The organism is Paucibacter soli, assembly GCF_037482845.1.
GTDB lineage: Bacteria > Pseudomonadota > Gammaproteobacteria > Burkholderiales > Burkholderiaceae_C > Paucibacter_B > Paucibacter_B soli.
This window is the reverse complement of sequence record NZ_JBBHJW010000001.1, coordinates 436,301-461,267: the sequence shown is the minus strand read 5'-3', so window position 1 is coordinate 461,267 and position 24,967 is coordinate 436,301. Positions and strand designations below refer to the sequence as shown.

At 66.9% G+C, this 24,967-nt stretch carries 15 protein-coding genes; 12 read left to right on the top strand and 3 right to left on the bottom strand.

The annotated features are described in order from the left end of the window. The first annotated feature begins 86 nt into the window (after nt 1-86). The gene (glmS, locus tag WG898_RS02090) at nt 87-1,952 is read left to right on the top strand and encodes a glutamine--fructose-6-phosphate transaminase (isomerizing) (protein WP_339601125.1); all 1,866 of its coding nucleotides are present in this window, start codon (nt 87-89) and stop codon (nt 1,950-1,952) included. A 147-nt stretch (nt 1,953-2,099) separates the two neighbouring features. Here the strand turns inward: glmS and udk are convergent, their stop codons facing one another. The 3 genes from udk to WG898_RS02075 all read right to left on the bottom strand — a co-directional run bounded on the left by udk (nt 2,100) and on the right by WG898_RS02075 (nt 4,895). After that, nucleotides 2,100-2,741, bottom strand: coding sequence for a uridine kinase (gene udk / locus WG898_RS02085; RefSeq protein ID WP_339601124.1), 642 nt, complete (start codon nt 2,739-2,741; stop codon nt 2,100-2,102). Between the two features lie 397 nt (nt 2,742-3,138). After that, entirely contained in the window at nt 3,139-3,900 is a 762-nt protein-coding gene (locus WG898_RS02080) for a copper homeostasis protein CutC (protein ID WP_339601123.1), read from the bottom strand. After that, entirely contained in the window at nt 3,897-4,895 is a 999-nt protein-coding gene (locus WG898_RS02075) for an ROK family protein (protein WP_339601122.1), read from the bottom strand. Before WG898_RS02075 ends, WG898_RS02080 begins: the two co-directional genes overlap by 4 nt. Before the next feature lie 390 nt (nt 4,896-5,285). Here WG898_RS02075 and WG898_RS02070 point away from each other — a divergent pair, with 390 nt between their 5' ends. The 11 genes from WG898_RS02070 to WG898_RS02020 all read left to right on the top strand — a co-directional run bounded on the left by WG898_RS02070 (nt 5,286) and on the right by WG898_RS02020 (nt 24,920). Further along, nucleotides 5,286-8,408, top strand: a complete 3,123-nt coding sequence (locus WG898_RS02070) for a TonB-dependent receptor (protein ID WP_339601121.1) — start codon at nt 5,286-5,288, stop codon at nt 8,406-8,408. 115 nt (nt 8,409-8,523) lie between these two features. Beyond that, nucleotides 8,524-10,065 carry a tryptophan halogenase family protein gene (locus WG898_RS02065; RefSeq protein ID WP_339601120.1) on the top strand — a complete coding sequence of 514 codons (1,542 nt, stop codon included), beginning with the start codon at nt 8,524-8,526 and terminating at the stop codon, nt 10,063-10,065. Then, entirely contained in the window at nt 10,062-12,722 is a 2,661-nt protein-coding gene (locus tag WG898_RS02060; protein WP_339601119.1) for a beta-mannosidase, read from the top strand. The genes WG898_RS02065 and WG898_RS02060 overlap by 4 nt, the downstream gene beginning before the upstream one ends. A 38-nt stretch (nt 12,723-12,760) precedes the next feature. Beyond that, nucleotides 12,761-15,160, top strand: coding sequence for a glycoside hydrolase family 31 protein (locus tag WG898_RS02055; protein ID WP_339601118.1), 2,400 nt, complete (start codon nt 12,761-12,763; stop codon nt 15,158-15,160). Nucleotides 15,161-15,171: 11 nt separating this feature from the next. After that, nucleotides 15,172-16,905 (top strand): PNGase F N-terminal domain-containing protein, encoded by a 1,734-nt coding sequence (locus WG898_RS02050; RefSeq protein ID WP_339601117.1) that lies wholly within the window; start codon nt 15,172-15,174, stop codon nt 16,903-16,905. 771 nt (nt 16,906-17,676) lie between these two features. After that, nucleotides 17,677-17,838 carry a hypothetical protein gene (locus WG898_RS02045; RefSeq protein WP_339601116.1) on the top strand — a complete coding sequence of 54 codons (162 nt, stop codon included), beginning with the start codon at nt 17,677-17,679 and terminating at the stop codon, nt 17,836-17,838. Continuing rightward, nucleotides 17,835-18,860 carry a LacI family DNA-binding transcriptional regulator gene (locus WG898_RS02040; RefSeq protein ID WP_339601115.1) on the top strand — a complete coding sequence of 342 codons (1,026 nt, stop codon included), beginning with the start codon at nt 17,835-17,837 and terminating at the stop codon, nt 18,858-18,860. The genes WG898_RS02045 and WG898_RS02040 overlap by 4 nt, the downstream gene beginning before the upstream one ends. 30 nt (nt 18,861-18,890) lie before the next feature. Beyond that, nucleotides 18,891-20,132 (top strand): AGE family epimerase/isomerase, encoded by a 1,242-nt coding sequence (locus tag WG898_RS02035; protein WP_339601114.1) that lies wholly within the window; start codon nt 18,891-18,893, stop codon nt 20,130-20,132. Then, nucleotides 20,122-21,072: a carbohydrate kinase family protein gene (locus tag WG898_RS02030; protein WP_339601113.1), complete on the top strand. Its 951-nt coding sequence runs from the start codon at nt 20,122-20,124 to the stop codon at nt 21,070-21,072. Before WG898_RS02035 ends, WG898_RS02030 begins: the two co-directional genes overlap by 11 nt. Beyond that, nucleotides 21,069-22,478 carry a glycoside hydrolase family 47 protein gene (locus WG898_RS02025; protein WP_339601112.1) on the top strand — a complete coding sequence of 470 codons (1,410 nt, stop codon included), beginning with the start codon at nt 21,069-21,071 and terminating at the stop codon, nt 22,476-22,478. Before WG898_RS02030 ends, WG898_RS02025 begins: the two co-directional genes overlap by 4 nt. A gap of 18 nt (nt 22,479-22,496) precedes the next feature. After that, on the top strand, nt 22,497-24,920 hold the full coding sequence (locus WG898_RS02020) for a GH92 family glycosyl hydrolase (protein WP_339601111.1): 2,424 nt from the start codon (nt 22,497-22,499) through the stop codon (nt 24,918-24,920). Nucleotides 24,921-24,967 lie beyond the last annotated feature (47 nt).

Sequence of the window (24,967 nt, the reverse complement as noted above, 5' to 3'; positions counted from 1 at the left end):
GTTCGTTCGAATTTTGAAAGCATCGATCTTCGTCATCTGCCTACCATGCGCGACATTCCAGTTCATTCCTTCACGGAGACACCCCTATGTGCGGCATCGTCGGCGCGGTCAGTCAGCGCAACATCGTTCCCATCCTGATCGAGGGCCTGAAGCGCCTGGAGTACCGCGGCTACGACTCCTGCGGCGTGGCGGTGCACCAGGGCGGCGAGCTCAGGCGTGCGCGCAGCACCTCGCGCGTGGCCGAACTGCACAGCCAGACCGCCGAGGACGGCATCGCCTCGGGCACCGGCATCGCCCACACGCGCTGGGCCACCCATGGCGTGCCGGCGGTGCACAACGCGCATCCGCATTTCTCGCAGGGCCCGAACGCCGCGCCCGAGAGCGTGGGCCGGATTGCTTTGGTGCACAACGGCATCATCGAGAACCACGACGAGCTGCGCCATGAACTCAAGGCCAAGGGCTACCAGTTCAGCAGCCAGACCGACACCGAGGTGATCGCCCACCTGGTGGATCATCTCTACCATGGCGACCTGCTGGAGGCGGTGCAGGCCGCGCTGCCGCGCCTCAAGGGCGCCTATGCGATCGCGGTGTTCTGCCGCGACGAGCCGCACCGCGTGATCGCCGCCCGCGAGGGCTCGCCCCTGGTGCTGGGCGTGGGCGAGGGTGAGGGCGAGAACTTCGTCGCCTCCGACGCGATGGCGCTGGCCGGCGTGACCGACCAGATCGTCTACCTGGAAGAGGGCGATGTGGTGGACCTGCAGCTGGGGCGTTACTGGATCAGCTGCCTCAACAAGGACAGCGGCCGCTACGAGGCCGCGCAGCGCGAGGTGCGCACCGTGCATGCACACAGCGGCGCGGCCGAGCTGGGCCCCTACCGCCATTACATGCAGAAGGAAATCTTCGAGCAGCCGGTGGCGATTGCCAACACCCTGGACGCCGTGGCCGGCATCACCCCCGAGCTGTTTGGCGACGGCGCCTACCGCATCTTCAAGGAGATCGACTCGGTGCTGATCCTGGCCTGCGGCACCAGCTACTACTCGGGCTCCACCGCCAAGTACTGGCTGGAGAGCATTGCCAAGATCCCCACCAGCGTCGAGATCGCGAGCGAATACCGTTACCGCGACAGTGTGCCGAATCCGCGCACCCTGGTCGTTACCATCAGCCAGAGCGGCGAAACCGCCGACACCCTGGCCGCCCTCAAGCATGCGCGCGCGCTGGGCATGAAGCACACGCTGACGGTCTGCAATGTGGCCACCAGCGCGATGGTGCGCGAATGCGAGCTGGCCTATATCACGCGTGCCGGCGCCGAGATCGGCGTGGCCTCCACCAAGGCCTTCACCACCCAGCTGGTGGGCTTGTTCATGCTGACCCTGGCGTTGGCGCAGACGCGCGGCCACCTCAGCGAGGAACAGGAAGCCGAGCACCTCAAGGCCCTGCGCCACCTGCCGGTGGCGGTGCAGGCCGTGCTGGCCCTGGAGCCGCAGGTGATCGCCTGGAGCGAGGAATTCGCGCTCAAGGAAAACGCGCTCTTCCTGGGCCGCGGCCTGCATTACCCGATCGCGCTGGAAGGCGCGCTCAAGCTCAAGGAGATTTCCTACATCCATGCCGAGGCCTACCCGGCTGGTGAGCTCAAGCATGGCCCGCTCGCCCTGGTGACCGCCGAGATGCCGGTGGTGACGGTGGCGCCCAATGACGCGCTGCTGGAAAAGCTCAAGAGCAATATGCAGGAGGTGCGCGCACGCGGCGGCCAGCTCTATGTGTTCGCCGACGGCGACACCCAGATCGAAAGCGAGCAAGGCCTGCACGTGATCCGCATGCCCGAGCATTACGGGAGCTTAAGCCCCATCCTGCATGTGATCCCGCTGCAGCTGCTGGCCTACCACACCGCCTGCGCGAGGGGGACGGATGTGGACAAGCCGCGCAATCTGGCCAAGAGCGTGACGGTGGAGTAACGAATTGGGTGAGCGACCTATTTCGCCTGTCGACCAATGGCGTCAATGCCTGGACGGGCCTGCGGCGGGTTTGCCAGACAGGACTCGCCGACTGCCTCGCCGGTCAAGACCTTGACCTCACCGCTGGTCTGAAGTGGGCGCCTGGGCTCAGCCGCGCTCGTCCTCGTGCAACAAGCTCAGCACCTTGGTGGTGATGATGTCCACCGCAGGACCGTTGGCGCCGTGCGGCAGGATCACGTCGGCGTTGCGCTTGGTCGGCTCAATGAACTGCTTGTGCATGGGGCGCACGGTTTCCAGGTACTGGTTCACCACCGACTCGGTGCTGCGGCCACGCTCCGAGATATCGCGCTGCAGCCGACGGATGAAGCGCACGTCCGAGGCCGTGTCCACATAGATCTTCAGCGACATCATGCTGCGCAGCTTGGTGTCGTACAAGGCGAACAAGCCCTCGACCACGATCACCGGCGCGGGCTTCACGGTAATGGTTTGGCTGGAGCGGTTGTCGGCCGAGAAGTCATACACCGGCATCTCGATCGCCTCACCCTTGCGCAGCGCAGCCAGGTGCTGCGCCATCAGCGGCCAGTCAAAGGCATCGGGATGGTCGTAGTTCTGCTTGCGCCGTTCCTCCGGAGGCATGTGGGACTGGTCCCGGTAGTAGTCATCCTGCATCACCACCGCCACCTTCTCCGGCCCGATGGCGGCCAAGACCTGGCGCGTCACCGTCGATTTGCCGCTGCCGCTGCCCCCAGCGACACCGATGACAAAAGGCTTCTGAGGGGATTTGGACATAAGGCGGTGTTGCAAGCTTGGGCGATGCCTGGGAATGTACAAGCTGGTGAGCAGTTTTGAGCGGCCTCGAGGTCCGCTTCAGGCTGAGAGCCGCTGTTCGGTTCCCTCTTCAAGAATGCCTTCTGCAACTGCATGAAGATGCAGGCGGCAGAAAACCCCAAGTCCAGAGCAAACTTATATGTCCGTCGGCTTGGGTTCCTGGGATTGATCCGCAACGCGCCATTCGAAGAGTAGCGGGTGACCAGCTACGCTGCTTGCCGGCGATCGACCTGAATTCGCTGAGCTACCGAGCGTCAACCATTGGCGGTCATTGAAGAGCCGTGGAACGAACCGTCGACTGTCGTGTCACAGCCCGGTGTGGGATAGACATGGCGGCCGGACAACGTCGGCAGCTTGTTCAGGACTCGAATTGCCGAGAACCCCCGCCCTGGCACCCGGCCAGCATCTGCCGCTTGAGTTCTCGCACCAGCTCGGCCGAGGTGCTGCGGCAGCTTGGCCCCGAGAAACCGAACGCCACCAGCTCGGGTGGCGCCGCCACGGCGGGCGCGCGGCAGGAGGCATGCAGCTCGCGCACGCCCGTGGCCGCGAGCAAGGTGGCGACATTGCCTGCCGTGATGCCGCTGCCGGCCAGCATCTGAATGCGCCCACGGCATTGCTGTACCAGCGCCGCGAGCTGTGCCGCGCCGGCATGCGCCGTCACAGCGCCGCCCGAGCTGAGGATGCGCTGAAAGCCCAGGGCCACGGCTTGCTCCAGTGCGGCGGCCGGGTCGCGCACCAGATCGAAGGCGCGGTGCAGCGTCAGCGCGAGGCCGCCGGCCTGCCTCGCCAGGCGCCGCAACATCGGCAGGTCAAGCCTATCGTCGGGAGTGAGCGCACCAAGCGCCAGCCCGGCCAGCCCCTGCTCGGCCGCCAGCGCGATGTCGCGCAGCATCACCCGCTCCTCGGCCGCCGAATAGACGAAACCGCCATCGCGTGGGCGTATCAGCGCGACCACCGGGACGCCCAAGCTGCCGGCCTCGCGCATCAGGCCGGCCGAGGGCGTGAGGCCGCCCTGCGCCAGGCTGCTGCACAGCTCGATGCGGTCGGCGCCGCCCTGCACGGCGGCGTGCAGGCCCGCAGCGTCATCGACGCAGACTTCCAGCAGCATGCTGCTGCTCATGCCTGCCAGGCTCCCTGGAAGGCGTAGGCGGCGCCGATCAGGCCGGCCTGGTCGTCCAGCGTGCTGGGGCGCAGCAGGGCCTGGTCCGCGTTGCTGTCGCTATAGCTGCTGCTCCTGCGCAGGATCTGACTGCGCACCGCGCGGTCCAGCGCGCCGATGAGCGCGCTGCAGCGGCTCAGCCCTCCGCACACCGGCACCACGCTGGCGCCGGTGAGGTTGACGGCCAGCGCCAGCGGGCCGGAGATGAGCTCGATGTAGGCACGCACCGTGGCCCCGGCCGCAGCCTCACCGGCCATCCAGGCCTCCAGAATCTGCTGGCTGCTCTGTTCGCGTTGAGGCGACAGGAAGGCATGCAGGCGCTCGAGGCCACGCGCGCCACCCACGGTGTCGGCGCAGCCGCTCAGGCCGCAGCCGCAGCGAAATCGCGGCAGGCGTAGCCAGCGGCCGTCGCCGGTTTCGAGCAGGGCCTCGTTCACGATAGGCCCATGCCCCCACTCGCCGCTGAGGCCGCCCGCGCCACGCACCAGCTGTCCGTTGGCCACCAGCCCACCACCCACGCCGGTGCCCAGCACGGCGCAAAACACCACGGCGTGGCCAACGCCCGCGCCCACTCGCGCTTCGGCCAGTGCCGCGCAATCCGCATCGTTGCTGACGACGACGGGCATGCCCAGCAAGGCCTGCAGTTCAACAGCCAGCGGCCGCCCGCTGAGGCAGGGCAGGTTGGCCGCCGCCACCTGGCCGCTCTCGGGCGAGACCACGCCGGCGATGGAGATGGACAGCGCGGCGCCTGGCTTGTTGGCAAAGGGGTGCAGCGCTTCACCGAGGGTGGCGCAAAACTGTGCCCAGTCCTGGCTGGGCGTCGGCAGCCTGGCGAGCGGCTCGCAGCTGGCGCCGCCGCGATGCCGGGCCAGGCGGATGTGCGAGCCGCCGATGTCGGCCAGCAGCAGCTCTTGTGGTCCGGCAGGGGAGGCGTGGGTGGGCTCGGCTGTGCTCATCGGGCTTGAACTCCGCGTGGCTCGCGGCTTGCGAGGCGCGCAGTTTAGGGCCTGCTGCCGGGCGCCGGCGCACTGTCGTAATGCCGCCTCAGGCGGTTTAGTAAACAAAACTAAACTGCGCCGCTATTTTGAAAGTTTGTTGAAGCGCCGTGGCTTCCTTTGTATAAATTTTCCTGGGCGAAATGCGATGCCCAGCGCCATGCAGGCGGCGGTTTTAGTCGTTTAGTAAAGCGTCAGGGTTCTCCCCCAAATCACGCCTTGGGTGCCCCGACAAGCTGAAACGACGCCGGCCTGTGGAACCGCCAAGGGTTCGGCCGCTGGGCCACTCGCATGGAGATGCTTCACCGACATGCAAAGCCCCACCGTGGGCAAGACCAGGAGACAAAGCACATGACGTTCACGACCGCTACTTCTTCCCTTCATGCGCCGCGCCAGCGCCGCTGGGCCGCCACGCCCATCGCCGTGGCCGCCGCGCTGCTGGCGCTGGGTACCGCCCATGCGCAGACCGCGCCGGCGCAAAAGCCAAGCGATGGCAAGCCCGATGCGAGCCAGCTGGATCTGGTGATCGTGACCGGCTACCGCTCCTCGATCGAGAAGAGCCTCGACCAGAAGCGCAATGCCAACGCCATCATCGACGTGGTCTCCGCCGAAGACGTGGGCAAGTTCCCCGACAAGAACGTCGCCGACGCGCTGCAGCGCGTGCCGGGCGTGATCGTCGATCGCAGCGGTGGCGAGGGCAAGAACGTCAGCGTGCGCGGCCTGTCTTCGGAGCTGACCCTGACTCAGCTGAACGGCAACTACATCGCCACGGCCGAGTCCAATGGCGACCCCACGCGTTCCTTCAACTACATGCTGATGCCCTCGAACATGCTCTCGCGTGCCGAGCTGTTCAAGACGCCCGAGGCGCGCATCGACGAAGGCGGCGTGGGCGGCACCGTGATCCTGCACACGCGCCGGCCCCTGGACATGAAGGCCCATAGCGGCTTCGTCAATGCCGAGGGCACCTGGGCCGATACCAGCGGCAAGGCCGACGGCCAGTTCTCCGGCCAGTACGCCTGGCACGACGAGGCCAAGCGTTTCGGCGTGCTGCTGGGCTACACCCAGCAAAAACGTACCACCCGCACGATGGGCGCGAGCACCGAGAACTGGCAGTGGTATGCCGACGACTACAAGGCGCATCCGGCCACCGATGTGAACGGCACCCCCTCGGGCATGACCTCACGCTGGTGGGGCCAGTCGGGCTTCTACGACCAGAGCGGCAAGTACTACAGCAACTTCATGATGCCGACCTCGGTCAACCTCAACGTCAAGAGCGAGGACCGCGAGCGCAAGGGTGGCCAGCTGACCATGCAGTTCAAGCCGACCGAGAACCTGACGCTGACCGGCAACTACTTCCGCTTCGACCTCTCGCAGAACTCGCAGACCAACACGCTGAAGGTGCCGGAATGGAATCTGGCCCGCTACGACGGCGACGGCAACTGGCCCACCGGCCGCCTGCTTGATCAGCTGACGTTTGACAAGAGCGGCACCATCGTCACCGGCGCCAAGTACAGCGCCCATCCCGGCAAGGCCTATTACTGCAGCGAAGAGCAGGCCAAGGCCGGCGGCAAGCAGCCGGGCGGCTGGGGCCCCGACGATTGCACCGTGCCAACGCCGCAGATCACCGGCAGTTTCAACCGCGAAAAAGCCTTGTCGCAGACCGCCGACTTCGAGGCCGAATGGAAGGGCGATGCGCTGGAGGCCAGCTTCAAGGCCGGCCGCACCTGGGCCAAGGGCGGCCCTGAGATGCAGTTCACCATGCCGATCAAGCCGCGCATGCAGGATGCCAGCGGCAAATGGCTGCTGGGCAATACCGCCAGCGCCTGGAGCCTGGAGGGCACGCCCACCATGACCTTCGCGCCCGAGCTGATGGCCAATCTGCAAAAGGGCATCGGCGAGATCGACCTGGGTTCGACCGGCTCCTCCTGGACCAAGAACAGCACCTACCAGAACTATGCCCAGGCCGATTTCAGCTGGAACGCCGACCGCGGCTGGCTCGAGACGCTGCAGTTCGGCTTGAAGCTGCGTGACGGCGGCATCCACCGCAACACCGGCAACAACTACTGGGTCTGCAAGGGCGCCGACCCCAGCAACTACGACAAGCGCTACCAGGCCGGTTGCGACTCGGCGGCCAACAAATTCCAGCCGCAGTTCCTGTATGGCGATTCGCTGGGCAGGCTGGCGGGCGGCATCAGCGCCAGCGCCTTCCCGGCGATCAACTACCCGGCCTATATCGCGCACCTGAACCAGACCTATGGTGCGATGCAGACGCGCGACGAAGACAACTTCGTCTACAACGTCGACGAAAAGATCTACGCCAGCTATCTGCAGGCCAATCTGAAGGCCGATCGGCTGCGCGGCAATGTGGGCCTGCGCCTGGTGCGCACCAAGCAGCATGCCGATTCGACCGACCAGGTCAGCAACTATAAGGACTACTTCTACAACGGCGCCGACGGTAAGCCCGCGCCCTGCGTGCCGAGCCCCACGGGTCCCGTGCCCGCTGCCGGTGCGCCCGCCGGTTCGGGTTGCGTCAGCGGCTTCACCAAGCTGCCCGACAGCCTCTCGCGCAGCGAGTCCTTCCTGGTCAGCTCGCTCGATCGGACCTACAACGATGTGCTGCCCAGCCTGAACCTGGCCTATGAGCTGAGCAAGGACCTGGTGCTGCGTGCGGCCGCATCCAAGGTGATCTCGCGCCCCAGCTATGGCGATATCGCGGCCCCGGGCGGGCTGGAGCTCTACAGCCAGGAGTACGTGAACGACCGTCGCCTCATCGGTGGCGGCGACCAGCAGGGCTGGTTTGGCGGTGGCAGCAACAAGGAGTTGGAGCCCTACAAGGCCAATCAGTTCGACCTGGGCCTGGAGTGGTACCTGCGCCGCGGCTCGGTGCTGGGCGCGAATCTGTTCCGCAAGAACGTCAGCAACTTCTCGGTGCCGGTGGTGCAGAACGTGGACCTCAATGTGGGCGGCCAGGCGGTGACGGTGCAGAACTACCAGACCAGCGCCGGCGGCCGCAACGGCGTCTCGCAGGGCGTGGAGCTGTTCGCCCAGCACACGCTGGACTTCGGCCTGGGCTTCCAGTTCAACTACACCTACAACAAGACCAACCAGGCCGCCATCACGCTGCAGAACGGCAAGACCATAGGCACATCGCCGCTGGTGGGCAGCGCCAAGAACCAGGCCAACTTCACGGTGTTCTACGAGACCGACAGCTATCTGGCGCGCGCCTCCTACAACCGCCGCGGCGAGGTGGTGGGCGGCCTGGTCAACGGCCTGAACGTCTACGCCGAGCCCTACAGCCAGATCGACCTGAACGCGGCCTACAACGTCAACAAGCAGCTGAGCCTGAGCGCCTCGGTGCTGAACCTGACCAAGCAGGAGGCGCGTTCGCACCTGGGCAATGACACCAAGGACCGCTTCTACAGCAATGGCTATGCGGGCCGCATCGCCTACTTGGGGCTGACCTACAAGTACTGATTGATCGCTGCGCCATCCTCGCCCCTTTGCCGCAACCAGTGCACAGGGGTCTTCACGTCGGCTTTGCTCCAGGTGGGCAAAGCCGACCTTTTTACATAGAACCTGGACGTTATCCATGAGCGAATCAGACAGCAAGCGGCTGCGGCGCGTGGTGGTCGTCGGCGGCGGCAGCGCCGGCTGGATGGCGGCGGCGGCCTTGGCCACCTATCTGGGGCGTCAGGCCTCGGTGCGGCTGATCGAGTCCGAGGAGATCGGCATCGTCGGTGTGGGCGAGGCCAGCGTGCCGCATATCCGCCAGTTCAACTCCCAAATGCTGGGCATAGACGAGGCCGAATTCGTCAAACGCACCCAGGGCACCGTCAAGCTGGGCATCCAGTTCAATGACTGGGGCCGCATCGGCGACAGCTATATCCATGGCTTCGGCGTGATCGGTCGCTCGCTCGGGCCGCTGCCCTTTCACCAGTTCTGGTTGAAGCTGCAGCAGCGCGGCCACGCGGCGCCGCTGGGCGAGTATTCGCTGCAGACCCTGATGGCGCCGCAAGGCCGCTTCATCCCCGGCGAGCGCGATGCCGCGCCGGACTCGCCGCTGGCCGACATCGCCTACGCCTACCACTTCGACGCCGCGCTCTACGCGCGCTTCTTGCGCGAACTCTCGGAGCGCCGCGGCGTGCAGCGCATCGAGGGCAGGATAGTCGGCGTGCAGCAGCGTGCCGAAGACGGCTTTGTCGAAGCGCTGACGCTGGCCAGTGGCGAGCGCGTCGAGGGCGAACTCTTCATCGATTGCTCGGGCTTTCGCGGCCTGCTGATCGAGGAGACGCTCAAGACCGGTTACATCGACTGGACCCATTGGCTGCCCTGCGACCGCGCGGTGGCCGTGCCCTGCGAGAGTGTCCTGCCGATCACGCCCTACACCCGCTCCAGCGCGCGCAAGGCGGGCTGGCAGTGGCGCATCCCGCTGCAGCACCGCACCGGCAACGGCTACGTGTATGCCAGCCAATACCTCGGCGATGACGAGGCCGCCGCCACCCTGCTGGCGAATCTGGATGGCAAGCCGCTGGCCGAGCCGCGCCTCTTGCGCTTCACCACGGGCATGCGCAAGCAGGGCTGGAACAAGAACGTGGTGGCCCTGGGCCTGGCCAGCGGCTTCCTGGAGCCGCTGGAGTCCACCAGCATCTACCTGGTGCAGTCGGGCATCAGCCGGCTGCTGAGCCTTTTTCCAGGATCTCTGCCGGGCAGCGATTCCTTCAACCCGCTGCTGGCCGAGCGCTTCAACCGCGAAACCGCGTTTGAGTACGAGCGCGTGCGCGACTTCCTGATCCTGCACTACCACGCCACCGAACGCGACGACTCGCCGTTCTGGAACTACTGCCGCAGCATGTCCATCCCGGACAGTCTGCGCGAAGCCATGGACCTGTTCCGCGCCGATGGTCGCTACTTCCGCCATGGCGAGGACTTCTTCGCCCTGCCCAGCTGGGTGCAGGTGATGCTGGGGCAGCGCATCATGCCCAAGGGCTACCACCCCATCGTGGACGAGATGCCAGAGGACCGGTTGATCGAGTTCGTCGAGGGCACGCGCAAGACGCTGGCACAGGCGGTCAGCGCCATGCCTGCGCACCAGCAGTGGCTGGAGCGGCACTGGAAGGCGGCGGCAGCATGATGATGAGCTGGAGGAGCTTGCTCGTCGGCTGCCTGCTGGCCGGCTTTTTTGCCGCGTCAGCCATGGCGGCCGCCCCGCTGGACATCGTGATCGACAAGGGCTGGCAGTTCCGCCTGCTGCCGCGCAGCACGCAAGCCGGCGCGCATCAGCAGGCCAGCAGCTGGCGCGCGGCCAGCGTGCCCGGCACGGTGCATACCGATTTGCTCGCGGCCAAGCTCATTCCCGACCCATTCGTCGGCGCGCCGGAAGCGCAGCTGCAATGGATAGGCCTGGCGGATTGGGAGTACCGCACGCGCTTCGATGTGCCGCCCCAAATGCTGGACCAGGCGCTGGCGCAGGCGCGCAGCGAGCTGGTGTTCGAGGGCCTGGACACCTTTGCCGAAGTGAGCCTCAACGGCGCGCCGCTGCTGGCCGCCGACAACGCCTTTCGCACTTGGCGCGCGCCGGTGCAGGGCAGGCTGCGCGCCGTCGGCAACGAACTAAGCATCGTGTTCCGTTCCCCGATCGCCAGGCTGCTGCCCCAGGTGCAGGCCATGCCGCTGAAGCTGGCCGGCAACTACCCCTCGCCCTATGGCGACGAGCCGCCGGACGCGATGACCGGCAACTTCGCGCGCAAGCCCGGCTACCACTACGGCTGGGATTGGGGCCCGCGCTATGTGACGGCCGGCATCAGCAAGCCGGTGCGGCTGCAGAGCTGGCACACGCTGCGCATGACCGAGCTGCAGCTGCGCCAGGACCGCGTGGACGCCGCGCGCGCCGAGCTCACGGCCATCGCCTCGGCCGAGGCGCTGCGCGATGGCAACTTCGAGCTGCGCCTGTGGCAGACCGCGCCGGACGGCAGGCGCACGCTGGCGGCGCAGCGCAGCGCCGCCTTGCATGCCGGCGCGAACCGCGTCGAGCTGCCGGTGCAGGTGGATGGCCCCGCACGTTGGTTTCCCAACGGCCATGGTGCGCAGCCGCTGTATCGCTACGAGCTTGAAGTGCTGGATGGCAAGACCAGCCTGGCCAGGCTGAGCAAACGCACCGGCCTGCGCAGCATCGAGCTCAAGCGTGAGCCCGACGAGCAGGGCCGCAGTTTCTACTTCGTGGTCAACGGCATCCCGGTGTTCGCCAAGGGCGCCAACACCATCCCCTTCGACATGTTTCAGCCGCGCGTCACGAAGGCGCAGCTGCGGCGCGTGCTGCAATCGGCGCGCGACGCCCATATGAATATGCTGCGCAGCTGGGGCGGCGGCTATTACGAGAGCGAGGACTTCTACGATCTGGCTGACGAGCTGGGCCTCCTGGTCTGGCAGGACTTCATGTTCGGCGGCGGCATGCAGCCCGCCTACGATCCCGCCTTCCGCGCCAATGTGATGGCCGAGGCGCGCGAGCAAGTGCGCCGCCTGCGCCACCACCCCAGCCTCGCGCTCTGGTGCGGCAACAACGAGCAGGAGGTGGCCTGGAAATACTGGGGCCAGGGCAAGGCGCTGAAGGAGGCCGACCCCGCCTTTGCCGACAAGGTCTGGCAGGGCTATCAGCAACTCTTTGGCAGCGACTTGCGCCAGCTGGTGGCCGAGGAGGGCGGCGGCATCGCCTACTGGGCCAGCTCGCCCGGCGACGACCTGGCCGAGCCGGCCAACACGCCGGCCAGCGGCGATATGCATTACTGGGAGGTCTGGGGCAACCCGGCGCACCCGGTGAGTCACTACCTGAGCATCACACCGCGCTTCATGTCGGAGTACGGCCTGCAGGCCTGGCCGGTGCAGCGCACCGTCGATGCATTCGCGAAGCGCAGCGAGCAGCAGGGCTTGGCCGCGCCGGTGATCCAGGCGCACCAGAAGTTCATGGCCGGCAAGGGCAATGAGCGGCTGCTGAAGTACGTCGATGAGGAGTTCGGCCCGCCGCGCGACTTTGCCGACTTCATCTACCTCAGCCAGCAGATGCAGGCCGAGGGCATCCAGCTGGCCGCGCTGCACCACCGCGCCAGCCGGCCCTTCACCATGGGCTCGCTGTACTGGCAGCTCAACGATGTGTGGCCGGGCGCCTCCTGGTCCAGCATCGACTGGTTCGGGCGCTGGAAGGCGCTGCATTTCCATGCGCGGCGCTTTTACGCGCCGGTGGCGGTGGCGGCGCTGCGCGACGGCCAGGGCAGGACCAGGGTCACCCTGTTGAACGACCGCAGCCACGCCCTGCGCGCCGAGCTGCGCCTGCGGGTGATGGCGCTGGACGGAAAGCTCCTACGTGAAGAGCGCCAGCTGCTGACGCTTGCGCCGTTGTCGGCCAGCAAGCTGGCCGACCATGCGGACGCTGATCTGATCGGCCAGGCCGATCCGGCCTCCACCGTCGCGGTGTTGGAGCTGCGCGCCGAGGGCGAGCCGGCCTCGCGCGCTGTTGTCTACTTCAAGGCCGCCAAGGAGATGGCCTGGCCGGACGCTGGCCTGCAGGCACACCTGAAGCGCGATGGCACCGGCACCGTGCTTGAGCTGCGCTCGGCGAAAGCGCTTGCGCGCGGCGTGTGGATTGATTTTGGCGATCGTCTTGATGCCGAGTTGTCGGACAACGCGCTGACCCTGCTGCCGGGTGAAGCGCTGAGCCTGCGGGTGTCGTCCAAAGCCAGCCTGGCGGCGCTGCGCAAGGCGCTGCGTCTGCGCGCTGTCACCGGCCCCATGCGATGAACTTCTTCAAGTCACTATCCCTTTGCGCATCGCTCTGCGTGGGCCTCCTGCTCAGCCTGCCCGCCAGGGCCGCGCTGCGCAGCGTCGGCGCCGTCGTGCAAGCCACCAAATCCGATGATGGCGTCGACCTGCGCCTGAGCAGCGGCGCGCGCGCCCGTATCGGCTTCATCACGCCCGAGGTGGTGCGCGTGCGCATCATCAGCGCGAAGGGCAGCTTCGAGCCCGACACCGCGTCCTATGCCCTGACCGATGCGCCGCCGCGCGCCAAGGCGATGACGAGCATCAACGCCGCCAGCGTGGAACTGCGCTCCAGCAGCGGCACGCTGGTGCGCATCCAGAGGTCCCCCGAGCTGGCCATCGCCATCTTCGACACCGCGGGCCGCCTGATCAGCGCCGACGACCCCGCCCGCCCCACCTCCTTCGACGCCCGGGAGGGCTCGTTCGAGACCGCCAAGCGGCGCGATGACTACGAGCTCTATTACGGCTTTGGTGAAAAGGCCTTGCCACTCTCGCGCCACCAGCAGCAGCTGGTGATGTGGAACGCCGATGTGCCCGACTACGCGCCGGGCCACGACCCGTCCTACCAGGCCATCCCCTTCTTCATCGCCCTGCATGAAGGGCGCAGCCATGGCCTGTTCTTCAACAACAGCTGGCGCAGCTGGTTCGACATGGGCAAGACCGACCCCAAGCGCTACCGCTTTGGTTCCGCGGGCGGCGAGCTGGACTATTTCGTCTTCACCGGCGGGGCCGAGCGCAGCCCGGCGCGGGTGCTGCAGGACTACACCGCGCTCACCGGCCGCGGCGCCCTGCCGCCGCGCTGGGCGCTGGGCTACCAGCAGTCGCGCTGGTCCTACCAGACGCAGGACGAGGTCTTGCGCATCGCCCGCGAATTCCGCCAACGCCGCATCCCGGCCGATGTGCTCTATCTGGACATCGACCATATGGACGGCTTCCGCGTCTTCAGCTGGAATCCCACGACCTTCCCGCAGCCGCGCGAGATGTTGAACGAGCTGCATGGCCAGGGCTTTCGCGCCGTCACCATCGTGGACCCCGGCATCAAGCGCGACAAGGGATACGCCATCTACCGCGGCGGCCACGCGGCGGGCGTGTTCATGAAGAACGCCGATGGCAGCGAACTGCAGGCCAAGGTCTGGCCCGGCGTCTGTGCCTTCCCGGACTTCACCGCGCCGGCCGCGCGCGACTGGTTCGGCCGCCTCTATCAAGAACCGCTGGACCTCGGTGTGGACGGCTTCTGGAACGATATGAACGAGCCCGGCGTGTTCGCGCCCGACGGCTTTGACAAGCCCGAGATTTCGCTGGGCCCGCAGAAGACCTTCGCGCTCGACGCCCGCCATGCCGGCGACGGCCGCCCCGGCAGCCATGCGCGCTATCACAACGTCTATGGCATGCAGATGGCGCGCGCCAGCTTCGAGGGCCTGCGCCGGCTGCGCCCCGAGCAGCGCCCCATGGTGCTCACGCGCGCGGGCTTTGCCGGCGTGCAACGCTATGCGGCGGTGTGGACCGGCGACAACTCGCCCACGTGGACCCATCTGGCGCTGACCATCCCGATGCTGAGCAATCTGTCGGTCTCGGGCGTGCCCTTTGTCGGCGCCGATGTGGGCGGCTTCATGGGCAGCCCCAGCGCCGAGCTCTACACGCGCTGGCTGCAGGCCGCCGCGCTGACGCCCTTCTTGCGCACCCATTCCAACGATGTCTCGGCGTCGCGCGAGCCCTGGGCCTTCGGGCCCGAGCATGAACGCATCAACCGCGCGGCCATCGAGTTGCGCTACCAGTTGCTGCCCTATCTCTACAGCCTGTTCGAGACCAGCGAACGCACGGGCCTGCCGCCGATGCGCCCGCTCTGGTTCGCCTATCCGGCCGACACCCAGGCCAGCCTGGTGGACGATCAGTTCCTGCTGGGCGGCGATCTCCTGGTGGCGCCGGTGCTGCGCGAGGCCGAGCGCCAGCGCAGCGTCTACTTCCCCAAGGGCGATGCCTGGCTGGACTGGTGGAGCGGCCAGCGCCATGAGGGTGGCACCTACGCCACCATCGCTGCGCCGCTGGAGCGCCTGCCGCTGTTCATCCGCGTGGGCGCGACCGTACCCACGCAGGCGCCGGTGCAGCATACGGGCGAGATGCTGACGCAGGCGGCCGCAGCGCTGACGCTGGTGGCGGCCTGGGGCGGCGCCGGCGATAGCGAGCTGTTTCAGGATGCGGGCGAGGGCTATGGCTACCGGCAGGGCGCTGCGCGCAGGCTGCGGCTGAGCCAGGACGCGCAGGGGCTGCTGCGTTTGGACATTCCGCCTAGCTCGTCGCCTGGGGCTGGCTTTCAGCGCGTCGCGGCGGTCGAATTCATCGGTCTTGAGGGGGCGCCGGGGCGCCGGCTGCGCGTGGAGCTGGCGGACGAGAACGTCACGCAGATTCGACCCGGACCCTGAGGAAGCTGAGCATGATGAGAACCTTCTTTTTCGCCGCCGCGCTGCTCGGCCTCTGCTGCGCCTCGGCCCTGGCCGCGCCCAGCGATGGCTGGACGGTGCGCTACCAGCGCACGTACAACGGCAAGCCGGTGGAGGGCGAGGATGCGGTGCTGCTGTACGCCGCCAAGGCCGAGGCCTTGATCAGCTCGGAGGCAGTTCACAGCGGCAAGGCCGCATTCCCTTTTGAGCAAACGCTGGTCAGGCCGGCCGCGCAGGAACTGCTGCAGCTCGCGCGGCTGAACAGCGAGGCATCGATTGCCACGCTGGACCGCGAGACGCTGGCCAAGCAGGTGTACGAGCTCAGCGAGGGCGAGAGCAAGACGATTCTTGGCTACCGCTGCAAGAAGGCCAGCACGGTGCTGAACTCCAACCGCATCGAGCTCTGGTACACGAACGAGCTGCCGGCCGCCGGCGCGCCCACCCTGCTGGGCCACCAGCTCGGCCTGGTGCTGGAGCTGGTGCGCAATGGCAATTTCGTCATCCGCGCCACCCAGATCGAGCCCTTCCATGGCCTGGACCTGGCTGTGCTGGCGCAGGGCGGCGGCGGGGCGGTCGCGCCCTTGGTCGACGGGCTCAGCTACAAGGACCGCCTCTGGCAAAGCCGCTTCACCACCATTCCGGTGTTCCGCGACCAGCTTGTCAACTTCTCGGGGCAAGACCGCGAGCCGCGTGAGGGCGTGAGCCGTTATGCCAATGGCACCGTCGTGCTCAAGACCGTGCAGCTGCCCGAGATCCCGGCCGGCAGCCAGGTCTTTGTGGACCTGCTGGCCCGCTCCAACGGCGATGCCTATGACCGCACCGGCTCGGTATTCGTGATTCCGCTGCAGTCTGGCGCCAGGCGCACGTTTTTTGACGGCCTACAGCAAGGCGTCGCGGCCTTGCCGGCCTATCAAAACGGCAACGGCCGGACCTACCGCGGCGTGGTGGCCACCAAGGATTACGCGCCGCTGATCGAGCTGATGCGCTTCTTCACCCCCTTTGGCGTCGGGCACTACAACCATCTGCAGTTGAAGGGCAAGACCTGGCACCAGGCCGTGCCCTACCGCATGGACATCACCGACATCGCCACCCGTCTCTCGGGCCAGCAGCTGGCCGTGGGCGTCTTCATCGGCAACTACGACCAGGGCGGCCACAAGCTCGACAGTTTGAATATCACCGTCCATCCCAGCGACTCGGCCGCCGCGATGTTCTCCAAGCCGCAGGAGAGCAAGAGGAAGAACCGGGTGCTCATGCCGCTGTTCAATACCACCAATGTGATGGAAATGGCCGAGCAGGACTACGCCACCATGTTCGATGTGGACAAGGGCTTGGAGGTGAACTTCACGCTGGACCGCCCGCTCAAGAACGCCCGCCTGCGCTACATCGCCACCGGCCATGGCGGCTGGGCCAATGGGGATGAGTTCCTGCCCAAGAAGAACACCATCCTGCTGGACGGCAAGCCGCTCATTTCCTTCGTACCCTGGCGCCAGGACTGCGGTGCCTACCGTCTATTCAACCCGGCCTCTGGCAACTTCAACGATGGTTTGTCTTCATCTGACCTGAGCCGCTCCAACTGGTGCCCGGGCTCGGCGACCAATCCCATCTACGTCGAGCTGGGCGATTTGAAGGCCGGGCGGCACCGCATGGCGGTGCGGATTCCACAAGGGGCGCGGGAGGGAGACAGCTTCAGTACGTGGAATGTGTCGGGGGTGTTGGTGGGGGATTGAGTGAGATGGCCAATGGTGGGCAGGGCGCGTGCTGGTGGAACTGGGTGGCCTTGAAAGTTAAGGCCTGGCCATGTCGGCCTGACTGCAGGCTTCTGGCTTGCGCGAGGCCCAGTGCTACGCGGCCATCACCTCAGCCTCCACCGGCTTCAATCCCCAAGGAAACAGATCTTCGTCTGGTTCCCCGTGGTGTCATCGCACTGCTTGATGAAATGCGGCTCTGGCATCGCGATCCAACCGATGAGACCCCGCTGCGTACGCACTTGCAGCCAAGAGAAGGAGTCCCGCCAGTCGTCGAGTTTCTCTGCTCGACCTGCGGTGACAAAAACGGGCTCGTTCGCCGGCAAGATGGCGAGAGTCTTCAGAAGCAGGCAGGGTCAGGCCTCAAATCTCTAGGCAACGCATGACCCCAGATCCACCAATGTGCGCTCCGCGATGGCCTGGGGCACCCAATCGCTGCGCCCCCCGTTAAGTGGCTAAGAGACGCGCCTGCAGCGCCATAGCGCATTCCCTTCTCTCTCAAGACTGCATTCCCCGTCGTCGAACTCGCACCCCTCCGTTCGGTGCTTGGAATGCGCTCCCCTGCGCGACTTCGGCGCCGTCCGAGCAGTACCTGGCGACATGCCCCCCCAAAGTGACTCCCGCTGGGAGCGCGGCGCTTCGCGGAGCCAGCGAGGAGGATCCCTTGCGCTTGTTTACTAAAACGCCCTAAAAATGCCCCGCCAGCGCTGCTTTGGTTGACGCTAAAAATCGCGCTGGATATAAACATCACCCATGGAACGACGCGATAAAAAAGCACTCGTTCAAGGTCTGCAAGCGCCGCCAGAAGCGTTTAATAAACCGATAAGCAAAGCCGGAGACTCTTTCGTGATCTACCTGATGAACCCGCCGCACGAGCAGCCGGGCCCGCCCTGCCAGCCAAAGGCACGCCCGTGAGCCAGCCGCAGCATCATCATCAGCAGCAGCAAGCCGCCGTCACCATCCGCGACATCGCGGAGGCCACCGGGCTGTCGATCGGCACCGTCTCGCGGGCGCTGAAGAACCAGGCCGGCATGACCGAGGTGACGCGCAACAAGGTGCGCGAGGCCGCGCAGCGCCTGGGTTATGACCTCTCGCAGCTGAAGAAGGGGCGCATCCGGCGCATCGCCTTCCTGCTGCACAGCCAGCACAACACCCTGGCCTCCAGCCCCTTCTTCTCGCCGGTGCTGCATGGCGCCGAAGAGGCCTGCCGGCGTGAGGGCATTGCGCTGTCCTTTGTGGTGGTGGGCCCGGCCCAGCCGGTGCTGGAGCAGGTGCGGGTGCACCAGCCCGACGCGATCCTGTGCGCCGGCTTTTTCGAGCCCGAGGTGCTGAGCGCGCTGCAGCTCACCGGCAAGCCGGTGGTGCTGGTGGACATGCAGCGCCGCGGCTTCAGCTCCGTCAATCCGGACAACGCCCTCGGCGGCTTCCTGGCCACACGGCACCTGCTGCGCAACGGCAAGCGGCGCATCGCGATGCTCTCGGGCTCGCTGGCGCATTACAGCATCCAGCAGCGCAACCGCGGCTTTCGCCGCGCCCTGTTCGAGGCCAAGGTGCATGCCGACCCCGATCTGGAAGTGATCGTGCCCACCATGGGCGAGGGCGACGAGGGCGTGATGGAGGCGATGCGCAGCCTGCTGGCCCTGCCCAAGCGGCCCGACGCGGTGTTTTGCTACAACGACAGCACCGCGCTGGTGGCGATGAAGACCTGCATGAACGCGGGCCTGAAGATTCCCTACGACATCATGGTCGTGGGCTTTGACGACATCAGCAGCGCGGCCGTGGCCGTGCCGCCGCTGAGCACGGTGCGGGTGGACAAGGAGGCGCTGGGCGCGGCCGGCGTAGAGCTGCTGCTGCGCCCAAGCAAGCCCGACGAGCCACCCACCGAGATGATCCTGCCGGTCGAAATGATCGTGCGCGAAAGCAGCTGCGACGACTAGGCCCTAGCGCGCACATAACCCTACATCACCATGTCCAACTTACCCGACTTCCGGTCTCGGGCGGTGCTGCTCGCCCATGCGCAGCACAGCATGAGCTTCTACCACCCGCGCTGCCTCGATGCGAGCGGCGGCATGTACCACTTCTTCAAGGACGACGGCAGCGTCTACGACGCGCAGCAGCGCCACCTGGTGAGCAGCACGCGCTTTGTGTTCACCTACGCGATGGCCTACCGCCACTTCCGCGATGCGCGCTATCTGGACGGCCTCAAGCATGCGCTGCGTTTTCTGCGCGAGGTGCACCGGGACGCGGAGAATGGCGGTTATGCCTGGCTGCTGAACTGGCGTGACGGCAGGCGCGAGGTGCTGGACGGCACCCAGCATGCCTACGGCCAGGCCTTTGTGCTGCTGGCCTATGCGCATGCCGTGATGGCCGGGCTGGAAGAGGCCAGGCCCTGGCTGGCCGAGACCTTCGAGCTGATGGAGCGGCGCTTCTGGGAGCCTCAGGCCGGCCTTTATGCCGACGAGGCCAGCCAGGATTGGAGCCAGCTCGCCAGCTACCGCGGGCAGAACGCCAATATGCATGCCTGCGAGGCCATGCTGGCGGCCTACAGGGCCAGCGGCGAGGCGCGCTATCTGGAGCGCGCCCACACCCTGGCGTTCAACATCACCCAGCGCCAGGCCGAGCGCTGCGGCGGCCTGATCTGGGAGCATTACGACGCCCAGTGGCAGCCCGACTGGCAGTTCAATATCGATGACCCAGCCAATCTGTTCCGCCCCTGGGGCTACCAGCCCGGCCATTTCACCGAATGGGCCAAGCTGCTGCTGCAGCTGGAGTCGCTCGGCGCCAAGCTGCCGGGCAAGGACCTGGGCTGGGCCCTGCCCACGGCCGAACGCCTTTTCAGGGTGGCGGTGGAAAAGGGCTGGGATGCCGAGCATGGCGGCCTGTGCTATTCGATCTCGCCCGAGCTGAACATCTGCGATGCCGACAAGTACTTCTGGGTGCAGGCCGAGAGCGCCGCCGCCGCCGCCATGCTGGCGCAGCGCAGCGGCGAGGCTTCTTCCTACTACTGGGATTGGTACCAGCGCCTCTGGGCCTACAGCTGGACGCATTTCGTCGACCACCAGCATGGCGCCTGGTACCGCATCCTGGACGCCGAGAACCGCAAGTACAGCGACGAGAAGAGCCCGGCCGGCAAGGTGGACTATCACACCATGGGCGCCTGCTACGACATCGCGGCCGTGCTGGATGGAGGCGGCAGCCATGCTGGATGATGACGCGCCGCTGATGCTTTGCGCCGGCGAGGCGCTCACCGACATGATTCACCAGGGCGGCGAGCGCTGGCTGGCGCGCGTGGGCGGCTCGACGTGGAATGTGGCGCGCGCATTGGCCGCATTAGGCGAACGCTGCGCCTTTGCCGGCGCGATCAGCCGGGGCGACCGCTTTGGCGACGAACTCTGGGCCGCCAGCGCCGCGGTGGGGCTGGACCTGCGCCTGCTGCAGCGCGTGGCGCGCCCGCCGCTGCTGGCCATCGTCGAGCAGGCCGAGCCGCCGCGCTACTTCTTCGTGGGCGAGGACAGCGCCGATCTGCACTTCGATGCCGAGGCGCTGCCGGCCGGCTGGTCGGCGCAATTGCGCTGGGCGCATTTCGGTGGCATCAGCCTGGCGCGCGAACCGCTGGCTGCGCGTCTGCTGGCGCTGGCCGAGCGCCTCAAGGCCCAGGGCGTGGCGATCAGCTACGACCCCAACTACCGCAATCTGATGGATGAGCGCTACACGCCGACGCTGCAGCGCATGGCCGCACTGGCCGATGTGATCAAGGTCTCCGACGATGATTTGCGCGGACTGTTCCCCGGCCTGGAGCAGGGCGCGGCGCTGGCCCAGCTGCGCGCGCTCAAGCCCGACGCCTATTGCCTGCTGACGCGCGGCGGGCAGGGCGCCAGCCTGTTCCACGGCGAGCAGCGCTGCGATGCGCAAGCGCCGCAAGTGGCGGTGGTGGACACGGTGGGCGCCGGCGACGCCAGCGTGGCCGGCCTGCTCCACAGCCTGAGCCGCCACGCCGAGCGCCCGCTGCAAGCCCATCTGCATGCCGCGCTGGCGGCGGGCTCGGCGGCCTGCCTCCAATCGGGCGCCACGCCGCCCACGCCGCAGGCCATGGGCCGCTTGTTCGAGATGCTGCAAGAAGAAGGAAAAGAAAGGGTTTATCAGTCATGAGTCAGATCGGCTTCACCACCATCCGTCGCGCCTTGAAGCGGCTGCTATGCCTCACGCTGCTGGCCGGCCTGCCCATGCTGGCGCAGGCGGCCAACCCTGCTGCGCTCATCAAGCCCGTCAGTGAGGCCGAGTCCGCCCAGCTGGCCCAGCGCGTGAAGGAGGAGACGCGCCACGCCTGGCAGGGCTACAAGCAATACGCCTGGGGTCACGATGCGCTCAAGCCCCTGAGCAGGAAGCCGCACGACTGGTATGCCCAATCGCTGCTGATGACGCCGGTGGACGCGCTGGACACGCTGATCCTGATGGGGCTGAAGGACGAAGCCGACGAGGCGCGCGAGCTGATCGTGGCCAAGCTGTCCTTTGATCACGACATGCCGGTGCAGAACTTCGAGATCACCATCCGCCTGCTGGGCGGCCTGCTCTCGGCCTACGAGCTCAGCGGCGATGCCCGCCTGCTGGCCAAGGCCGAGGATCTGGGCCGGCGCCTGCTGCCGGTGTTCGATTCGCCCACCGGCCTGCCCTACACGCATGTCAACCTGCGCACCGGCCAAGTGAGCGGCAAGGTCAGCAACCCGGCCGAGACCGGCACCCTGGTGCTGGAGTTCGGCCTTCTGAGCAAGCTCAGCGGCGACCCGGTCTTCTTCGAGAAGTCCAAGCGCGCGCTGGTGGAAACCTACCGGCGGGCCTCGCCGGACGGCCTGGTGGGCTCGGCGATCAATGTGGAGACCGGGGGCTGGGAGCGCAGCGACGCGCATATCGGCGGCGGTATCGATTCCTACTACGAGTACCTCTACAAATGCTGGCGCCTGTTCGGCGATGCCGAGTGCAAGAGCATGTGGGAGCACAGCATTGCCGGCGTGAACAAGCTGCTGGGCGAGGACACGAAGAGCGGCTTCTGGTACGGCCATGCCGATATGCACAGCGGCAAGCGCATCAAGAGCCAGTACGGCGCGCTGGACGCCTTCATGCCCGCGCTGCTGGCCCTGGGTGGCGATCTGCCGCGCGCCCGCAAGCTGCAGGAATCGGGCCTGCGCATGTGGCGCCTGCATGGCGTCGAGCCCGAGGCGCTGGACTATCGGACCATGAAGGTGCTGTCGCCCGAGTACGCGCTGCGGCCCGAGATCATCGAGTCGGCCTATTACCTGCACCATTACACCGGCGACGCGCGCTACCGTGCCATGGGGCGCGAGTTCTTCGAGGCCTTTGTGCGCCACTGCCGCAGCGCGGCCGGCTACGCGGCGCTGAAGGATGTGCGCACCAAGGTGCAGGAAGACTCGATGGAGAGCTTTGTGTTTGCCGAGACCTTCAAGTACTTCTACCTGCTGTTCGCGTCGAAGAGCGCGCTGGACTTCGATGCGGTGACCTTCAACACCGAAGCCCATCCCTTGCGCCTGCCGGCGCGCTGAGCCACGGAGAAGCCCCAGATGCAACACACCCGCTCCTCAGCCCCGCGCTGGCTCGCCTTGCTGGCGCTGCTGGCGGCGGCCACGCTGCCCGCCCGTGCCGCCGAACCGATGCCGGTCAACACCTTCATCGGCACGCAGGACGAAGGCAATACCTTCCCCGGTGCCGCGGCGCCCTTCGGCATGATCCAGGTGAGCCCCAGCGGCGAGCATTACGCCGGCTGGCGCTACAGCGACACGCGCATCCGCGGCTTCGGGCATTTCTATCTCTCCGGCGCCGGTTGCTGGGAGCAGGGCGGCCAGCTGCCGGTGTTGCCGGTGACCGGCCGCATCGGCCCGGGTGGCGATTTCGACACCGCCAAGGCCGAGAGCTTCGACTACAAGCGCTATGCCGCCGAATACACGCACCAGGGCGAAGTCGGCCAGGCCGGCTACTACAAGGTGCAGCTCACCAGCTACGGCGGCATCAGCGCCGAGGCCACGGCGCTGACGCGCGCGGCCGCCGAGCGCTACACCTTTGCGCCCGGCACAAGCACCGGACACCTGCTGCTCAACCTCGGCCAGGCGAACGAAAAGCACGCGGTGGTCGGCAGCGAGTTGCGTGTGGTGGACGAGCGCAGCGTCGAGGGCAAGATCACCACCAAGAGCTTTTGCGGCGGTGCCCAGTACAGCACCTGGTTCCGCATGGTGTTTGACCGCCCCTTCGTGGCCCATGGCATCTGGGACGAGCGCGGCGGCAAGCCCGGCGCCATGGGTCCCAGCCAGCAGGGCGAGGCGCGCCCGCATGGCGCCTGGCTGAGCTTTGATCTGAGCAAGGGCCAGGTGGTGACGGCGGTGAGCGCGATCTCGCATGTGGATGCTGAGGGCGCGCGCGTCAACCTGCGCGCCGAGGGCATGGCCGGCGGCCAGCCGCTTGGCTTCGACGCGATGCGCGAGCTGGCGCAGGCGATGTGGCAGCGCGAGCTGGGCAGCGTGCGCATCGAGGGCGGCAGCAGCCACGATCGCACCGTTTTCTACACCGCGCTCTATCACGCGCTGCTGCAGCCGCTCACCGGCAGCGACGCCGACGGCCGCTACCGCGGCTACGACGATGCCATCCATACCGCCAAGGGCTGGACCTATTACGAGTTCTTCTCGCTCTGGGATACCTACCGCACGCAGAACCAGCTGCTGGCGCTGCTGCGCCCCGCACGCGCCCGCGACATCGCCAACTCGGTGCTGAAGATTCGCGCGCAGGGCGGCTGGCTGCCGCGCTGGGGTTATGCCAACTTCGACACCAACATCATGACCGGCGACCCGGTCACGCCCTTCCTGGTGGACCTGTGGCGCTATGGCGCGCTCAAGGGCCGCGAACAGGAGGCCTATGCCGCGCTGCGCGAGAACGCCTTTGGCCGGCCGAGCAAGCTGCTGCGCCCCGAGGGCCGGGCCGGCAATCCCAGCTACCTGAGCCGGGGCTATGTGCCCTACGACCGCGCCTACCCCGCCAAGGGCATGGACGTGGATCCGCACCATGGCGCCTCGGCCACGCTGGAGTACGCGCTGGGCGATGCCGCGCTGGCGACCATGGCCAAGGCCTTGGGTCACACGAAGGACGCGCAAGGTCTCAGCCAGCGCGCCCAGAACTGGCGCCAGGTCTGGGACGCGACGGTGGTCGACGAGCAGACCGGCCAGCGCGGCTTTCCACGCCCGCGGCTTCAGGACGGCAGCTGGTTCAAGGATGTGGACGGGCGCTACGACCCGCGCTCGGAGCGCGGCTTCCACGAGGGCACGGCCTGGCAGTATCAGTGGCTGCCGCGCCAGGACATCCCGGGCCTGGTGGCGGCCATGGGCGGCGCGGCGCAGGCCGGCCGGCGCCTGGACCAGTTCTTCGACCACCAGGCCCTGCTGGCCGACCCGGCCGCGGCGGTGCGCAAGTCCTGGGTGGTGGGGCCTTACAGCTATTACAGCCAGTACCGCTACAACCCCAATAACGAGCCCGACCTGCATGCGCCCTGGATCTACACCCTGATCGGCCAGCCCTGGAAGACCACCACCGTGCTGCGCGCGGCCGAGACGCTGTTTACCAATGCGCCCAACGGTGTCACCGGCAACGACGACCTGGGCACCATGTCGGCCTGGTATTTGTTCAGCGCGCTGGGCCTTTACCCCGATATGCCGGGCAGCGGCCGCTTTCTTTTGCATGTGCCGCGCTTTGCCAGCGCCGAGATCGATCTGGCCCCCGGCCGCACGCTGCGCATAGAGGCGCCCGAGGCCCGGGCCGGCGAGCGCCGCTATGTGCAGTCGGTGAACTGGGCCGGCCGCGCGCACAACAAGGTGTGGCTGGATTGGGAGCAAATGCAGGCCGGCGGCAACTTGGCGTTTAAGCTCGCGGCGCAGCCCGACCCACAAGGCTGGGGCAGCAGCGCCGCCGATCTGCCCCATCCACCCGCCGGGATCGCCCCCTGAGGGCATCCAGCGACTCAAGCGAACAAGTAGAGCCACAGCAGGAGACA

What these genes read in the sequence shown, in the direction of transcription:
- WG898_RS02035 (WP_339601114.1), top strand. Translation starts at nt 18,891, where the DNA reads ATGTCCAACTTACCCGACTTCCGGTCTCGGGCGGTGCTGCTCGCCCAT.
- glmS (WP_339601125.1), top strand. Translation starts at nt 87, where the DNA reads ATGTGCGGCATCGTCGGCGCGGTCAGTCAGCGCAACATCGTTCCCATC.
- WG898_RS02065 (WP_339601120.1), top strand. Translation starts at nt 8,524, where the DNA reads ATGAGCGAATCAGACAGCAAGCGGCTGCGGCGCGTGGTGGTCGTCGGC.
- WG898_RS02030 (WP_339601113.1), top strand. Translation starts at nt 20,122, where the DNA reads ATGCTGGATGATGACGCGCCGCTGATGCTTTGCGCCGGCGAGGCGCTC.
- WG898_RS02050 (WP_339601117.1), top strand. Translation starts at nt 15,172, where the DNA reads ATGATGAGAACCTTCTTTTTCGCCGCCGCGCTGCTCGGCCTCTGCTGC.
- WG898_RS02075 (WP_339601122.1), bottom strand. Translation starts at nt 4,895, where the DNA reads ATGAGCACAGCCGAGCCCACCCACGCCTCCCCTGCCGGACCACAAGAG.
- WG898_RS02060 (WP_339601119.1), top strand. Translation starts at nt 10,062, where the DNA reads ATGATGATGAGCTGGAGGAGCTTGCTCGTCGGCTGCCTGCTGGCCGGC.
- WG898_RS02080 (WP_339601123.1), bottom strand. Translation starts at nt 3,900, where the DNA reads ATGAGCAGCAGCATGCTGCTGGAAGTCTGCGTCGATGACGCTGCGGGC.
- udk (WP_339601124.1), bottom strand. Translation starts at nt 2,741, where the DNA reads ATGTCCAAATCCCCTCAGAAGCCTTTTGTCATCGGTGTCGCTGGGGGC.
- WG898_RS02025 (WP_339601112.1), top strand. Translation starts at nt 21,069, where the DNA reads ATGAGTCAGATCGGCTTCACCACCATCCGTCGCGCCTTGAAGCGGCTG.
- WG898_RS02045 (WP_339601116.1), top strand. Translation starts at nt 17,677, where the DNA reads ATGGAACGACGCGATAAAAAAGCACTCGTTCAAGGTCTGCAAGCGCCG.
- WG898_RS02020 (WP_339601111.1), top strand. Translation starts at nt 22,497, where the DNA reads ATGCAACACACCCGCTCCTCAGCCCCGCGCTGGCTCGCCTTGCTGGCG.
- WG898_RS02070 (WP_339601121.1), top strand. Translation starts at nt 5,286, where the DNA reads ATGACGTTCACGACCGCTACTTCTTCCCTTCATGCGCCGCGCCAGCGC.